The 15,496-nt window shown below is 72.4% G+C and carries 16 protein-coding genes; 10 read left to right on the top strand and 6 right to left on the bottom strand.

Annotated elements, in window-relative coordinates; all coding sequences use genetic code 11:
* Positions 1-73 precede the first annotated feature (73 nt).
* The 4 genes from OG432_RS03115 to OG432_RS03100 are packed head-to-tail and all read right to left on the bottom strand — an operon-like array spanning position 74 to position 2,812.
* A complete protein-coding gene (locus OG432_RS03115; RefSeq protein WP_328307460.1) occupies positions 74-466 on the bottom strand; it encodes a response regulator in 393 nt (130 codons plus the stop codon).
* Positions 466-1,545 (bottom strand): PAS domain-containing sensor histidine kinase, encoded by a 1,080-nt coding sequence (locus OG432_RS03110; protein WP_328307459.1) that lies wholly within the window; start codon positions 1,543-1,545, stop codon positions 466-468. Before OG432_RS03110 ends, OG432_RS03115 begins: the two co-directional genes overlap by 1 nt.
* A 17-nt stretch (positions 1,546-1,562) precedes the next feature.
* A complete protein-coding gene (locus OG432_RS03105; RefSeq protein ID WP_328307458.1) occupies positions 1,563-2,219 on the bottom strand; it encodes a response regulator transcription factor in 657 nt (218 codons plus the stop codon).
* Positions 2,220-2,251: 32 nt separating this feature from the next.
* On the bottom strand, positions 2,252-2,812 hold the full coding sequence (locus OG432_RS03100) for an STAS domain-containing protein (protein ID WP_328307456.1): 561 nt from the start codon (positions 2,810-2,812) through the stop codon (positions 2,252-2,254).
* Positions 2,813-3,142: 330 nt separating this feature from the next.
* On the opposite strand from OG432_RS03100, the gene OG432_RS03095 reads away from it, so the two are divergent.
* The 7 genes from OG432_RS03095 (at position 3,143) to OG432_RS03065 (ending at position 10,940) form a co-directional block, all read left to right on the top strand.
* On the top strand, positions 3,143-3,493 hold the full coding sequence (locus OG432_RS03095) for a PRC-barrel domain containing protein (protein ID WP_328307454.1): 351 nt from the start codon (positions 3,143-3,145) through the stop codon (positions 3,491-3,493).
* Positions 3,494-3,706: 213 nt separating this feature from the next.
* Positions 3,707-4,177: a Dps family protein gene (locus OG432_RS03090; RefSeq protein ID WP_328314980.1), complete on the top strand. Its 471-nt coding sequence runs from the start codon at positions 3,707-3,709 to the stop codon at positions 4,175-4,177.
* Between the two features lie 152 nt (positions 4,178-4,329).
* Positions 4,330-4,944: a (2Fe-2S)-binding protein gene (locus tag OG432_RS03085; protein WP_328307452.1), complete on the top strand. Its 615-nt coding sequence runs from the start codon at positions 4,330-4,332 to the stop codon at positions 4,942-4,944.
* Positions 4,941-5,927, top strand: coding sequence for an FAD binding domain-containing protein (locus OG432_RS03080; RefSeq protein ID WP_328307451.1), 987 nt, complete (start codon positions 4,941-4,943; stop codon positions 5,925-5,927). Before OG432_RS03085 ends, OG432_RS03080 begins: the two co-directional genes overlap by 4 nt.
* 173 nt (positions 5,928-6,100) lie before the next feature.
* Positions 6,101-8,212 carry a xanthine dehydrogenase family protein molybdopterin-binding subunit gene (locus tag OG432_RS03075; RefSeq protein ID WP_328307449.1) on the top strand — a complete coding sequence of 704 codons (2,112 nt, stop codon included), beginning with the start codon at positions 6,101-6,103 and terminating at the stop codon, positions 8,210-8,212.
* Between the two features lie 376 nt (positions 8,213-8,588).
* Complete coding sequence (locus OG432_RS03070) at positions 8,589-10,109, top strand: helix-turn-helix domain-containing protein (RefSeq protein WP_328307446.1); 1,521 nt, start codon at positions 8,589-8,591, stop codon at positions 10,107-10,109.
* 111 nt (positions 10,110-10,220) lie between these two features.
* Positions 10,221-10,940 carry an MgtC/SapB family protein gene (locus OG432_RS03065; RefSeq protein ID WP_328307444.1) on the top strand — a complete coding sequence of 240 codons (720 nt, stop codon included), beginning with the start codon at positions 10,221-10,223 and terminating at the stop codon, positions 10,938-10,940.
* 79 nt (positions 10,941-11,019) lie between these two features.
* Here the strand turns inward: OG432_RS03065 and OG432_RS03060 are convergent, their stop codons facing one another.
* Positions 11,020-11,736, bottom strand: coding sequence for a hypothetical protein (locus OG432_RS03060; protein ID WP_328307443.1), 717 nt, complete (start codon positions 11,734-11,736; stop codon positions 11,020-11,022).
* A 383-nt stretch (positions 11,737-12,119) separates the two neighbouring features.
* Here OG432_RS03060 and OG432_RS03055 point away from each other — a divergent pair, with 383 nt between their 5' ends.
* Entirely contained in the window at positions 12,120-12,803 is a 684-nt protein-coding gene (locus OG432_RS03055) for a chaplin (RefSeq protein WP_328307442.1), read from the top strand.
* A 78-nt stretch (positions 12,804-12,881) separates the two neighbouring features.
* Here the strand turns inward: OG432_RS03055 and OG432_RS03050 are convergent, their stop codons facing one another.
* Positions 12,882-13,403, bottom strand: a complete 522-nt coding sequence (locus OG432_RS03050; protein WP_328307441.1) for a hypothetical protein — start codon at positions 13,401-13,403, stop codon at positions 12,882-12,884.
* A gap of 240 nt (positions 13,404-13,643) precedes the next feature.
* On the opposite strand from OG432_RS03050, the gene OG432_RS03045 reads away from it, so the two are divergent.
* Positions 13,644-14,528, top strand: coding sequence for an ABC transporter substrate-binding protein (locus tag OG432_RS03045; protein WP_328307440.1), 885 nt, complete (start codon positions 13,644-13,646; stop codon positions 14,526-14,528).
* A 126-nt stretch (positions 14,529-14,654) separates the two neighbouring features.
* Complete coding sequence (locus tag OG432_RS03040) at positions 14,655-15,479, top strand: SAM-dependent methyltransferase (protein WP_328307438.1); 825 nt, start codon at positions 14,655-14,657, stop codon at positions 15,477-15,479.
* Positions 15,480-15,496: the final 17 nt, after the last annotated feature.

The raw sequence follows: 15,496 nt of genomic DNA, 5'->3' as shown, positions 1-15,496 counted from the left end.
GACACCGGCCCTCGGTCGTTTTCCGGTGCGGGTCCGGGCGGGTCCGATGCGGGTTCTGGCATGACCTCGGTCCTCAGCGGGCCGCCCGGCGCAGCGCGGCGACGAGTTCGCGGTTGCCGGTGCCCTTGAGTATGTATTCGTGGACGCCGACGCTGCGCATCTGCTCGACGGATGCCTTGTCGTCGTACGCCGAGAACGCCACGATGCGGCTCCCCGGCGAACAGCCCGCGATGTTCCGGGCGACATGGGGGCCGCCGCCGGGAAGGCGGACATCGAGGACCACGAGGTCCGGTTGATGACGGCGTGCCAGCCGCGTGGCCTGCTCGTCGTCGCGCGCGGTGCCCACGACCTCCAGATCGGGCTGCGCCCGCACGACCTCCGTCAGGGTCTCGAGCAGCAGCGCGTTGTCGTCACACAGGAGCACGCTGAACGGCGCGTCCCGGCGGGCGGGGGGTGGCGCGGCCATCAGGGCACCGCGTCCGCCGTGTCCGTTTCGGGCTGCGGGCTCGGCACCCAGAACTCGACGGTCGTGCCGGTCCCCGGACGCGCGCGCAGGGACCACCACCCTCCCGCCGTCTCGGCGCGCTCCCGCATCTCGATGACTCCGAAATGGTCGCGGGAGCCGTCCCGCGTCCTGGGAGCGCCCGTCCCGTCGTCCACGACACGGGTCGTGATGCCGCCGTCGCAGGAGCGCATGACGACGTCGACCCGGCCGGCCCGTGCGTGTTTGTGCACGTTCAGGAGTGCTTCCTGGACGATGCGGAAGATGGTGACGGCCGTTTCCGGGGCGGGCTCCCGGTCCAGCCGGTGGTAGAAGGAGTAGGGCATCCCCCACGCGGTGCCCACGACGTCGTCCAGGTGGCTCGCCAGTCCTTCGACCAGGCCGTGCCGGTCCAGCCCCGGCGGGTGCAGCCGGAAGGTCAGACTGCGCAGCCGGGTGATGGCCTCGCGCACCGAGGCGTCCAGGCGCCGGAGCTCGGCGGACTGGGTTTCGGGCACCTGGTCGGCCAGCAGTTCCAGGCGCATCCCGACGGCGACCATGGCCTGGATGGAGTCGTCGTGGACGTCCCAGGCGATGCGGCGCCGTTCCGTCTCCTGGGCCCGGACCAGGTGGTCGAAGAGCCGTCGTCGCTCGGTGAGGGCATGCTGGGCCGCCCGGCGTTCGGACATGTCGCGCGTGACCTTGCCGAACCCCTGCAGGACGCCCTTCTCGTCCCACAGGGCGGTGATCACCACGTTCGCCCAGAACCGGGAGCCGTCCTTGCGCACGCGCCAGCCCTCGTCCTCCAGCCGGCCCTCGGCCACGGCGGTCTCCAGCTCCCACTGGGGCTTGCCCGACGCCTGGTCCTCGGGCGGGTAGAAGACGGAGAAGTGCTGTCCGAGGATGTCGCCGGCCCGGTACCCCTTGATCCGCTCCGCGCCGGCGTTCCAGCTGACGATGTAACCGTACGGGTCGAGCATGAAGATGCCGTAGTCGAGCACCCCCTGCACCAGGAGCGTGAAGGCCGTCTCCGAGAGGGGGGCTGCGGGCTTGCGCGCCGCCATCTGCCGTGGCTCCCGGGTCACTTGAGGAGGCCCTCGCGCCGGGCGATGGCCACGGCCTCCAGCTGGGAGCGGGCGCCCAGCTTTTCCAGCACCCGCTGGACGTGATTGCGTCCCGTATTGACGGCCACGCCCAGCTGATCGCTGATCTCCGCCGTGGTGTGGCCCTCGCCGAGCAGGTGGAGGGCCTCGCGCTCGCGCGGGGTCAGGTTCGCCCCGGGTCCCGGCACCCGGCCGGTCAGCTGCCCCAGGACATCGCCGAGGACTTCCCGGCTGAAGACCGCCTCGCCCGCCGCCACCCGGCGCAACGCGTCCTCCAGCTCGCTCAGGCCGCGCTCCTTGAGGATCAGGCCGGAGCCGCCCGTCCGCGCGACGCGCGCGGCCACCGACCCGCTGCCCTCGGCGGCCAGGACCAGGACGCGCGCGTCCGGGACGAGGGCCAGGACGTCGGTGATGGCGGCGACCCCGTCGCCGTCCGGCAGACGCCGGTCCATCAGGACGACGTCGGGCTCGCACCGCCGCGCGTCGGCCAGGGCCGATGCCAGCGATGCCGCGCGCCCCACGACCCGCAGATCGGGTGATCTCTCCAGGGCGAGACATATCGCCTCGGCCACCATGTCGTGGTCCTCGACGAGCAGGATCCTGACCGGTCGGCCGTGCGGGGAAGGTGAAGGCATCGGCGCATCCTTGCTGGTGGCGGACCGCACGATCATGCCAGAAGGTCCCGGACCGGCGGCCACAAGGCGGCTTCGGCCCCGGCGTCGAGGCGCTCGGGATCCTCGGCCGGGAGCCCGTCGGTGGCGCCCGTGCCTGGGCCCGTGTCCGTGCCTGGGCCTGGGCCCGCGTCCTTGAGGGGCCGGGTGAAGATGTCCTCGCCTCCGATCAGCGCGAGCAGCCGCGCCGGCTGCGGCCCGATCCCCTCCACCACCAGGGGCAGGCCCGTGTCGAGCGCGATCATCCGCGTCCTCAGCAGGACACCGAGGCCGGCGCAGTCGCAGAAGGTCACGCCGGCCAGGTCGAGGCACAGGCTCGTGGGCCGCTCCGCCAGACAGGCCACGACGGCGTCGCCGACCAGCGGGGCCGTGTCGAGGTCGAGTTCGCCCGCGAGCGTCACGCGTGCGACACCCGCGCGGACAACGGCGTGCGACGTGAACGGGTAGACGGCCACGACGACGTCCCCCACCTTCCGGTGCTCCGATGCGGTGCGGACCGGCGCCGCGCGGTGGTGCGGCCCGCCCTGCGGACGGGCCGCCTGGTGTCGCGGTCGCACCACCGGTTTGTAGTGCACAGGCATCAGGGTTGCTCTAGTGAATCTGCACTAGTCGCGGAAGTCAATACGCGCCCGCGGGGGTTGACGGCGCAGGAGTGCCACGGCCCGTGCGCGGAGGCGGGCACTCGATTCGCGAGGTCCCGTGAACGTGTCCCGTAAAGGCGAGGCCGTCCGGCCGTTTGGATGTCACCGAATCGGCCAGACGTCACGCTGAACGCACGAGGAATTGACCATTGACTCCGGTTTCACCGACTGGGGTTTCACTGACTGGGTCACGGCGCGAGGCGTACGCCGAGAAGGCGATACCCAAACGGAAAGGGGCACCCTCCGATGTACGAGGACCTGTGGGGTTTCAAGGACACCAGTGGCCATCTGTCCGGGGTGGATCTGCGCGGATGGAAGGTCGAGGCGGCCGACGGGAGCATCGGCAAGGTCGACAGCCATTCCGACGAGGTGGGCTCGGCGCACCTCGTGGTGGACACCGGGCCGTGGATCTTCGGCAAGCGCGTGCTGCTGCCGGCCGGCACCGTGACCAGGCTCGACCCGGACGACAACAGGATCCACGTCGCCCTCACCAGGGAGCAGGTCAAGGACTCGCCGGAGTTCGAACCGGCCACGCACCTCGACGACGCCTCGTACCGCGACATCGTCGGCCGCTACTACGGCGCGCCTCTCCTCTGAATTCGCGCCTGCCGACGCTTGGTTGGTGGCTCGCCGGACCTCCGGCGGGCCACCTCCTTTTTTGTCCGCTCCCCCGTTTGGGCCCCACTTTTCGAGGAACGCGACATATCGGGCCCTTAAAGCGGTCCCATTGCACGGTCCGTCCCGTACATGCCCGCGCTCGACGGCGAGCTGTGGCGGACGGCCAGTCGTCATGCGAAATGGAGTAAAGCAGTGTCTGTCGTGAAGAGTTCGTTGTCCGATGCGGAGCTGAAGGTCGTCGGTTCGGCCTTGCAGGGGGCGCTGGTGGATCTGGTGGATCTGTCGCTGGCGGCCAAGCAGGTGCACTGGAATGTGGTCGGTCCGCGTTTTCGGTCGGTGCATCTGCAGCTCGATGATGTGGTGACCACGGCGCGGGAGTTTTCGGACACGGTGGCGGAGCGTGCCGCGGCGCTGGGTGTGAATCCGGACGGGCGTGCGGGTTCGGTGGCGGGGGCCAGTGCGCTGGGGACGGTGCCGGAGGGCTGGATCAAGGATTCGGATGCGGTGGAGATCCTGGTGGTGGCGCTCGGCGGGATCGTGGAGCGGATGCGTGAGCGTATCGCGGCCACCGACGAGCCGGACCCGGTCAGCCAGGACCTCCTGATCGCTCTCACGGCCGAGCTGGAGAAGCACGCCTGGATGTTCCGGGCCGAGAACAGCTGACTCGGCCGGTCAGCGTACGAGCCGTACGAGACGCCGTGCGAGCGGGCCCGCCACCCGCCCGTCGGCCGTCGCCGGGATGCCGGAGGGGGTGAGCTGTACGAGGCTGGTGATGCGGGCGGCGCGGGCCGTCCGGATCGAGAGACAGAGGAACGATGGAAAGCAGCGAGGGGCCCCACAGCGGCCCCGGGACGGCGGAGCGCTATGCGCCCTGGCCCCGCCCCGAAGACTCTCCCCCCGGTGTCACAGGATCGCGGGTCACCCTGCGGGTCAACGGCGCCACCCACGCGGTCGAAGTCGACCACCGCACCACCCTGCTGGACCTGTTGCGTGAGCGCCTCGCCCTGACGGGCTCCAAGAAGGGCTGTGACCACGGCCAGTGCGGGGCCTGCACGGTGCTCGTCGACGGCCGGCGCAGCAACAGCTGTCTGCTTCTGGCCATCGCGATGGACGGCTGCGACATCGTGACCGTGGAGGGCCTCGCGGACCTGGACGGCGCGGACGGCGACCTCCACCCCCTCCAGCGCGCCTTCCTGGAACGCGACGCGTTCCAGTGCGGCTACTGCACCCCGGGGCAGCTGTGCTCGGCGGTCGGCATGCTGTCCGAGGCAGGATCGGGCGCGCCCTCCGTGGTCACCGACCCGGGCAGGACGCACGGCGGCCCGGTGCCGCTGACCGACGAGGAGATCCGCGAACGGCTCAGCGGCAACCTGTGCCGGTGCGGGGCCTATCCGCACATCGTGGACGCGGTCCGGGACGTGATCGTGTGAAACCCGTGTCGTACCTGCGTGCCCACAGCGTGGAAGAGGCCGCCGCCGCTCACGGAGGCCGGGCCGAGGCCCGCTATCTGGGTGGCGGCACCAACCTGGTCGACCTCATGAAGCTCGGCGTGGATCGCCCGGAAGTCCTCGTCGATGTCTCCCGCCTCCCGCTGGACCGGGTGGAGGAGCGGCCCGACGGCTCGGTGTGGGCCGGTGCGACCGTACGCAACAGCGACCTCGCCGCGCACCCCCTGATCCGCGAGCGCCACCCTCTGCTCTCGCAGGCGGTCCTGAGCGGCGCGTCGGGGCAGCTGCGCAACGCCGCCACCACCGGTGGGAACCTCCTCCAGCGAACCCGCTGCGCCTACTTCCAGGACCTGTCGAAACCGTGCAACAAGCGGGTCCCCGGCAGCGGCTGTGCGGCGATCGAGGGCGTCAATCACGATCATGCTGTGCTCGGCCACTCGCCGCACTGCGTGGCGACCAACCCCTCCGACCTGTCCGTGGCGCTCTCGGCGCTCGACGCGGTCGTGGAACTGGCCGGCCCCGGAGGCGGACGGAACGTGCCGGTGACGGAGTTCCACCGCCTGCCCGGCGACCGGCCCGACCTCGACACCGAGATCCGCCCCGGCGAACTGATCACCGGCGTGCTGCTGCCGCCCCTGCCCGAAGGGGCGGTCTGCCGCTACCGCAAGGTGCGGGAGCGGGCGTCGTACGCCTTCGCGCTCGCCTCGGTGGCCGCGGTGCTCCAGGTCGAGGACGGCGAGATCCGGCACGCCGCGGTCGCCTTCGGCGGCCTGGCCCACCGGCCCTGGCGCGCCCGGCGAACGGAGGCCGCCCTGCTCGGCGCGCGCCCCGGCCCCGACGTCTTCGCGCAGGCGGTGCGGGCCGAGCTCGACGAGGCCGTACCGCTGCGGGACAACGCCTACAAGGTGTCGCTCGCCCAGGACCTGGCCACACAGGTGCTGGACTCCCTGACCGCACCGTCCTGACCGCATCGTCCCGACGGGCGCAGCCGGCCGTGCCCGGCCGGCCACGCCCCAGCACCCACCGTCGACCGGTCCCTCCCCTTCGGACCGACCGCCGATGACGAGACCGTTCCGACGAGCCCGACCGCCTCCGACGAGGCGTGCCGCCCCTGACCCGCACCGGGAGGAGATCCGCCATGGCCTCGCAAGCGAACGCGCTCGGCGCACCCATCGAACGCCGTGAGGGCCGCGCGAAGGTGACGGGCGCCGCCCTGTACGCCACCGAGTACATGCCGCCGGGATGCCTGTACGCATGGCCGGTCACGGCCACCGTCGCCCGCGGCCGGGTCACCTCCTTCGACACCGCCACCGCGCTCGGCCTGCCCGGGGTGCTCGCCGTCATCACCCCCGAGTCGGCGCCCCGGCTCGCCGAATCCGACGACCCCACCCTCACCCTCCTTCAGGACACCCGCGTTCCGCACCACGGCTGGCCCATCGCCCTCACGGTCGGTGAGAGCCCGGAGGCGGCGCGCGCGGCGGCCGCGGCCGTGCGCGTCACGTACGAGACCGAGCCGCACGCCTCGGTCCTCAGCGAGAACCTGGCCGACGCCTACGCCCCCGACGAGGCCAACGGGGGCCACCCCGCCGAGCGGCGTCGGGGCGAGCCGGAAGGCAGCTTCGCCGCCGCACCGGTGGGCGTCGACGTGCGCTACCGGGTGCCGCCCCTGCACAACCACCCGATGGAGCCGCACGGAGCGACCGCGACCTGGCGCGACGGGCGCCTGACGGTGTACGACACCAGCCAGGGCGCCGACACGGTGCGCGCCGTCCTGGCCGGACTGTTCGAGCTGCCCGAGGACCACGTCACGGTCGTCTGCGAGCACGTGGGCGGGGGGTTCGGATCCAAGGGCACGCCCCGGCCGCACGTCGTCCTCGCGGCGATGGCCTCGCTGCACACCGGGCGCCCCGTCAAACTGACGCTGACCAGGCGGCAGTTGACGGAACTGGTCGGCCACCGCGCGCCGACCGACCACCGGCTGCGGCTCGGCGCGGAACGGGACGGCACCCTCCTCTCGGTGATCCACGAGGTGACCACCCACACCTCGCGGATCAAGGAGTTCGTCGAGCAGGCGGCCGTGCCCGCCCGTGTCATGTACGCCGCCCGGAACATGCTCACCACCCACCGTGTCGCCGCCCTGGACGTGCCCACGCCGTCCTGGATGCGCGCACCGGGGGAGGCGCCCGGCATGTACGCCCTGGAGTCCGCCGTCGACGAACTCGCCGACGCCCTCGGCATGGACCCGATCGAGCTGAGGGCGCACAACGAACCCCGCGAAGAGCCCGACAGCGGGCGGCCGTTCAGCAGCCGCCACGTCGTGGACTGCCTGCGTGAGGGGGCGCGGCGCTTCGGCTGGGCGGACCGTGACTCCCGGCCGGGGACACGGCGTTCGGGCGCCCGGCTGTCGGGCACCGGGGTGGCCGCCGCCACCTATCCGGTGCTCGTCTCGCCCAGCCGTGCCACCGTCACCGCCCACCCCGACGGGCTGTACGTGGTGCGCGTGAACGCCACGGACATCGGCACCGGCGCCCGTACCGTACTGGCGCAGGTCGCCGCCCAGGCGCTCGGAGTCGGCGTGGAGGCGGTGCGCACCGAGATCGGCACCACGGGGCTGCCCAGGGCGCCGCTCGCCGGCGGCTCGGCCGGCACGGCGTCGTGGGGCTGGGCCGTGCACGAGGCGTGCCGCTCGCTTTCCCGTGAACTCCGGGAACGGAGCGGCCCGTTGCCCCCCGACGGCCTCACCGCGTCCGCGGACACCAAGGGCGCCGCGGACGCGGAGTCCCCCTACGCACGGCATGCCTTCGGCGCCCATTTCGCGGAGGTGGCGGTCGACGCCCACACCGGTGAGGTACGCGTGCGCCGGCTGCTCGGCGTGTACGCGGCCGGGCGCATCCTCAACGAACGCACCGCCAGGTCCCAGTTCATCGGCGGCATGGTGATGGGACTCGGCATGGCCCTCACCGAGCGCGGCAGCGTGGACGCCGCCTCGGGCGCCTTCATCGGCAGCGACCTCGCGGGCTACCACGTGCCCGCGCACGCGGACGTGCCCGCCATCGAGGCGCACTGGATCGACGAGCGGGACGACCACCTCAACCCGATGGGCAGCAAGGGGATCGGCGAGATCGGCATCGTCGGCACCGCCGCCGCCATCGGCAACGCCGTCCACCACGCCACGGGCGTGCGCTACCGGGAGCTCCCGCTCACACCCGACCGCGTACACGCCGGGCTGCGAGCGCACGCCAGGCCCTAGGGTCCTTCGTTCGGACCGGACCCCCGCTCCCTGATCCGGCCTGATCCGGACGAAAGGCCCCAGCCGCGCGGAAGGCACCCCCGCGAGCCCGGATCCGTACCCATTCGAGTGGGTGCGGGGCCGGGCTCGCCGGCATGCCCGTCGGGCGGAGCGGCTCGGCCGGGCCGCCGCCCGACCTCGAGTCAAGCACCTGGGCACGATGCGGCTCGACTGGTGGGCCACACGGAAAACCACCAGAGCCGAGCGGGCCGACTGGATGATCAACCAAGGGGAGTATCGGCCATCTCCCCTTGCATCTACGATGCATAAACGCATATTCACCTGGTGAATGCGAGACCCGGGTGCCATGGACCCGGACCGCACCAAGGAGCCACTCATGCACGTCGAAGACCTCCTGCGTCTCGAATCGCTCGACCTGGAGCTGCTCTGGGGCGAGCAGCGGCAGCTCGACCGGGAGATCACCGGGGTGACCGCCACCGATCTTGAGGACCCGGCCCGCTTCGTGCGGCCGGGCGAAGTCGTGCTCAGCGGACTCGTGTGGTGGAGCAGTGCGGGCGGGACCGAGAAGGTCAGCCGATTCGTCTCCGCGCTCGCCGGCGCCGGGGCCGCGGCGCTGCTGGCCGGTGAGGAGACGCACGGCTCCGTGCCCGAAGAGCTGGCCCGGTCGTGCCGGGAGAGCGGGATCGCCCTCATCGCCGTGCCCTCGCGCACCAACTTCCGCGCCATCACCGAGGCCGTCTATCTGCGTCAGTGGGGCGACCTCAGCAGGCGGCCCACCTCGCACCGGTACGCGCTGCCCGAGAACGTCCGCAACGAACTCAGTGAACTCGTCCGCTCGGGCGCGGCCCCCGATGTCCTGCTCGACCGTGCGCTCGGCCACCTCGGGGCACCCGCCTGCTACGTTCTGACGCCGACGGGTCGCACCGTGGCACGCACCCCCAAGGCGCCGGCGCTGCCACCGCAGCGCGCCAGGGAGCTCCTGCGCCGGGCACCCGACGGCATCACGCTGCGCATCGGCACGGACAGCACGGCCTACGACAGTTGGCACCTGTACCTCATCGACGCGGACGCCGCGCCGCCGAGGCTCCTGCACGAGACGGCGGAGGTCCTCGCCGACCACCGCTACGACCGGGACCAACTCAGGGACGAGGCACGGCGGCGGGCCGGCGAGCTGATCCGGATCATCGAAGCGCAGCCCACCGACCCCGCGGCACTCGCCGGCGCCCTCACCGCGTGCGGTCTTTCGGCCGACGGGCCGTTCCAGGTGGTCAGCGCCGTCGCGCAGGCCGACGGTGCGCAGGGCACGGCGGCCGACGCCCTCGCCGAGGCCCTGCGTCACACGCCGGGCCGGCCCTTCGCGCTGGACCGGCTCCCGCACGGCGAGGCGGTGGCCGTGGTGGAAGGCGGAACCGAAGTGGCGCGCAGGCTCAGGGAGTTGTGGCCCGAGGTGCACGCCTGCGCACCCCGGACCCCGCTCCACGCCGGCATCGGTCCCGCGGTCACACCGGGCCGGCTGCACGCCGCGCTGTCCGGGGCCCGTTACGCCCGCGCCACCTCGCGCGCGCAGGAGCCCCGCGGGGCGCGGGTGATCTCCATGAACGACCTCACCACCCTGGAAGGACTGCTCGCCGGAATACCCGCCGACGTACGTACCGCCTACCACGAGCACGTCCTCGGACCCCTCGCCGACGACTCCCACTCCTCCTCACAGATGCTCAGGGAGACCCTGGAGACCTTCCTCGCGCACAACGGTTCCTGGGCGCGTACCGCCGAGGCCCTGCATCTGCACGTCAACACCGTCCACTACCGCGTCCAGCGCATCGAGGTGCTGACCGGTCGCGACCTCTCCCTCCTGGAGCACAAGCTGGACCTGTACGCGGCGCTGCACTGCCGTTGACGCCGCTGACCGGACCGTTCGTGCGGGCGGAGCGCCATGGAATGTGGCTCCATGGGTAGGGAGAGCCTGTTCGCGCGGTCGGCGCGGGCTGCGCGGGAAGGGGATTTCGGGATGGTGACGCTGGCGGCCGTGGCGGTGGAACCCTCGGGGCAGGGCTGGCTCCAGGCCGGCGAGTTCGGCCTGGCGTTCCTGCTGTCGGCGGCCATCGGTCTGGAGCGGGAGATCCGTCAGAAGGCGGCGGGGCTGCGCACCTACACCACGGTGGGTGTCGGAGCTGCGCTGTTCACCCTCGTCAGCAAGTACGGGTTCGGCGATGTCCTGCACACCGGGACCATCGAACTCGACCCGTCCCGCGTGACCGCGCAGATCGTGTCCGGGGTCGGCTTCATCGGCGCCGGGGTCATCTTCGTGCACCGGGGCTCCGTCCAGGGCCTCACCACGGCCGCGACGATCTGGCTGACGGCCGCGGTCGGCGCGGCCGCCGCGGCGGGGCTGCCCCTCCTGTCGATCCTGGCGGCGGCCGCCTACTTCGTCGCCGCCTACGCCGTGCGTCCCCTGGTCCACCGGCTGCCCGCCATGCGCTCGGTGGCCTCGACCTTCCGGATCGCCTACGAGCAGCGTCCGGGGCTGCCGCAGGAACTCATGAAGCGGTGCGAGCGCGGCGGGTTCGCCGTCGAAGGGTTCCAGGTGCGCAGGCCGAACGGCGCAGGCGACGTGGCGGAGGTGCTGATCAGGGCGGTGGGCCGCGGTGATCCGAGCGCGCTCACCGTCCAGTTGGCGGACATCGCCGGAGTGGTGGCCTGCAGCCGCCAGGGCGACGAGGACGAGTGACCCGGCCGGCGCACCGCCGACCCCGCCCTCATCCGTACCAGGACGTCCCGGCCAGGAGGTTCCGGCCAGGACGTTCCGACTAGGACGTCCCGCCGCGCAGTGCGCCCGGTGTGCGCTCGCGGCCGGCGACGAGGCCGAGCCCCACGGCCACAGTGATGGCGACGATGTGCTCGCGGCCCGCCAGATTGGGCTTCTCGAAGGACCGCAGCACCGTCGGCATGACGGCGCACACGAACAGCACGGGTGCCCGCTTGAGCGCGGCGATGTGGGCGAAGAGCCCGACCACGGCGGCCGAAGCCCCGGTGTCGATGACATGGGCCGCCTCCGGGGGCAGCCCCCACCACCGAGGTCCGACCGCGAGCATGACGCGGGCGCCGAGCGTGCCCGCCAGCGAGACCGCGTACGCCACCACCAGCGTCCGGGTGCGCCCGAGCACCAGCTGCGCCAGCGCGAAACAGGTGAACAGGACGGGGATGCCCGGAAGCGCCGGCAGGTCGCGCGCGGGCACGAACAGCGAGAGAGGCGTACGGAGCAGGGCGAGCGGGAGCGGGATGTCACCGCGGACGTGCGAGGTGAGCCGCACCACGGCGGAGCCGGTCCGTGACTGGTCCACCGCGTGCAACAGGAGCACGGCCGCCGACGCGAGGACCGCGAGGAGAACACCCGGGAGCCCGCGCCGCACGAGGGCGCGGACCGGTTCCACGACGATGGAGCGGAACTCGCGGTGCAGGTTCCGCCCGAGGAAACGTACGAACCGCCTGGGGCCGCGTTCGGCCGCATCGCGCGATGCGGCCACGGGGGCGGTTGGCGGGCGCGCGTCCCGCGTGCGGGCCGTCTTCGGCCCCGCCACCCGCGCCCGGGTGTCCGTCTCCCCGCGCACCATCAACCCCCAAGACCCGCCCCGGCCAGGGACTCCCCGCCGGCCTTCGAACGATCCTGTCACGGCAGGCACACGAGTTCGGGGCCGCCCCCTGTCTCCCTCGGGCCCCACGGGTCGCTCCGTGCACGGCACTCGGCAGATCCCCCCATACCGCCGCAAAACTTGGTTGTCCGGAGAAATCGAAAGTCAGGCCACTCGATGGGGTGAAAGGCGTATTAGCCATAACCCATCTGGCCCCGTGCCCGTTGATGGCGGTGCGGGCGAGCGGTCCGCGACCAACTCCGGAAGGCAGGAAACCAATGAGACGGGTCGCCATGAAGGGCCTGGTCACGGCGGTGGCCACGGGCGGAGTGCTGGCAGCGACCGGCTACGCCCATGCGGACTCCAGCGCCGACGGGAGCGCCATTTCATCGCCGGGGGTGCTGGCGGGCAACGCCGTCCAGCTTCCGGTGCACCTCCCGGTCAACGCGTGCGGCAACACCGTCGACGTGCTCGGGCTGCTCAACCCGGCCGCGGGCAACGCGTGCGCCAACACCTCGGGCGGAACCCACCGCGACGCCGGCCGGCCGGGTGCGACGCACTCGGGCAACGGCGGGGGCGCCTCCGCGTCCGGAGCCGAGAAGGGCTCGCCCGGCGTGCTCTCCGGCAACGGGCTGCGACTGCCGATCGACCTCCCGGTCAACATCAGCGGCAACTCCGTGAGCGTCGTCGGCGTGGGCAACCCGGCCATCGGCAACACGTCCGTGAACCAGTCGACGCCGCCGGTGAGGCACCTCCCCGCGCCGCCGCCCAAGCCGGCCCCGCCCAAGCCGGCCCCGGCACCGCCCGCCGCTCCTGCGCTCCCCGTGCCGCAGGAGCTGCCGCAGGCGGCCACGCTCGCCCACACCGGTGCCGATGGGCTCGGCTTCGCGATCCCCGCCTCCGCGGCGCTGCTCGTGGGCGGTGGCGTCCTCTACCGCAGGTTCCGGAGCGCCACGCGTTAGCGCACCCGACACACCCGCAGCGGTCCGGTCCCGGTGACACCACCGGGGCCGGACCGCTGCGGTCCGCGGTGGCGCGCCTCAGGAGTGCGCGGCCGGACAGGCGACCCGGATCACCGGGCTCGCGTAGGTGTCACTCGTGGAGAACAAGCCGCCGCCGTACTCGTAGTAGAGGTACGAGGAGAAGGCCAGGACCTGGCCGCAGGCCGACTCCGGCGCGATGCGGTAGGTCAGCGTCACCGAGCGGGTCTCACCCGGGGCGAGGGGAAGCGCGTAGTCGAGGCCCAGGTTGCCGGAGCCGTCGTCCTTGCACGGGTCGTCCTCCGAACGGCAGGACGCCGTCGCGTACTTCAGCGCCGACTGACGGCTGGTGGCCCAGGTGGGCCGGATCGACTGGTAGACGAACCGGATCTCGGTCGTCTGGCTGTTGGTGAGCGTCATCGTCAGGTCGACGGTGGAGCCGGGAATGACCTCGGTGGTGTCCGTGCTGAACGTCAGGTCGGCCGTGTCCGCGTTGGCGGGGGTGCCCACGCCGAACAGCAGGGCGCCGGCGCATGAAAGGACAGCGGCGAGGCCGAGACCCGCGAGGCGTGTCGTCTTCATGGCTCCGCAGACTAGAAGCCGTACGCCCCCGACGTCGCCCGCATCGCCGCCCTGCGGCTCGAAACCGCCGGTGTGTGCGTGCGGCGGGACGAAGGGTCCCCTGCGGCGGCGCGCGCCGACATGCCGCGAGGGGCAGGCGGCGTGCGCAACTGGCTTGACGGTCACCGGTGTTGGGAAGGCAAGCGGGGGACCGGTCCGCCCAGGGCCGGCGACTCGACCGCATTGGGGGCGGATGACGTCATGGAGCAGACGGCCTGGCGATTCTCGGACGACCGTGGACAGGTGTCGACGGCGGCGGCCCCGCCGTCCCGTGTCGTGGCCTACATCCAAGCCGGGGCCACGCTGGAGGATCTCGGCGTCCGGCCGGTGGCGGTGTTCGGCTCCTTCCACGACGGGCCGGAACCCGACCCGGCCAAGCGCGGCGCGCTGCCGCCGGGCGAGGTCGGCTACCTGGGAGCGGGTGGCGACCTGGATGTGGACGCGCTGCTCGCCGTCGCACCCGACCTCGTCGTCGCCGTCAGCTACGGCGGCGGCCAGGTGTACGGGCTCGACCCGGAGACCGCCAAGCATCTGGAGGAGCGGGTTCCCGTGGTCGTCGTCGAGGTGGGACAGGCACACACTCTGGCGCGAACAAGGGGCCGGTTCGCCGCTCTGGCACGGGCGTTGGGCGCCCCCGAGCGGGACGCCGCCGCTGTGTCCGCCGCCGAGGCACGCCTGCGCACGGCGGCCGGCCGCACGCCACGGCCCCGCGTCCTCGCCCTGTCGCCCGCCGGCCCGGACCAGGTCCATCTGGCCCGCCCGCAGGCCTGGCCCGAGCTGCGCGAACTGGCGGGCCACGGTGTGCACGTGATCGAGCCGGGCGAGGGCCCGGGTGCCAGCTGGTTCACCACGCGCTGTACGACGGCGGTCGAACTGCGGCCCGACATCGTCCTCATGGACATCAGGTCCAACGCGGCCCCGCTGGAGACCCTGCGGACCGACGCCGCATGGCGCGCCCTGGAGGAGGGGGCCCGCCTGCTGGCGTGGAACCCCGAGGCGCCGTGCGGTGCCACCGCCCACGCCGCCTTCTTCGCGCAGGTCGCGGCCGCGCTCGACGCGTACGGGAGCGCGGCCGGAGAGGCATGACGGGGGCCGGCACGAGCCCGCCCGTCCGCGGAACCTCCGTTATCCGGCACGTTCTCTGTGACAGTTCGCAACGGGAGTATCTAGATTGGCGGTTGACGCAGCGACGCATCTCCAGGAGACACACCCGTGACCGAGAATCCCGCACCCTCCTCGACGCCCGACCATGTGCGCGACCGCATCAACACCGCACAGCCGCACACCGCGAGGATCTGGAACTACTGGCTCGGAGGCAAGGACAACTACCCCGTCGACCGGGAGACGGGTGACCAGATCCGGGCGCTCCACCCCGGCATCGGCGACTACGCGCAGGCCGACCGGCTCTTCCTCGGGCGGGCCGTGCGCCACCTGGTGGCCGACCGGGGCGTACGCCAGTTCCTCGACGTCGGTACCGGACTGCCGACCGCCGACAACACCCACGAGGTGGCCCAGCGGCTGGCACCCGATGCCCGGATCGTCTACGTGGACAACGACCCCCTGGTCCTCGCCCACGCCCGCGCCCTGCTCACCAGCACCCCCGAGGGGCGCACGGACTACCTCGACGCCGACCTGCGCGACAGCGCGACCATCCTGGAGCACGCGGCGAAGACCCTCGACCTGAGCCGGCCGGTCGCCCTCATGCTGCTCGGCGTCGTCATCTTCATCGAGGACGAGGCCGAGGCGCGCTCTCTCGTGAGCAACCTGATGAAGGAGCTCGCCCCCGGCAGCTACCTCGTGCTCTCGCACACCATCACCAGCCCGGCGATGCCCGACGTCGACGACGCCGTGGCGTTCTGGAACCAGCACGGCACCCCGAAGCTGACCCAGCGCACCCCCGAGCAGGTGGCCCGGTTCTTCGAGGGACTCGACCTGCTGGAACCCGGGGTGGTGTCGTGCTCGCGCTGGCGCCCCGAGCAGGCCGGGTCGCTGCCCGACGAGGTCGCCATGTTCGGCGGTGTCGGCCTCAAGAGCTGATCCCGGCACCCGCACCC

The sequence above is a fragment of the Streptomyces sp. NBC_00442 genome (genome assembly GCF_036014195.1).
Classification (GTDB): Bacteria; Actinomycetota; Actinomycetes; order Streptomycetales; family Streptomycetaceae; genus Streptomyces.
Note: the sequence above shows the minus strand (reverse complement) of the source record. Positions and strands in the feature narration are given on the sequence as shown.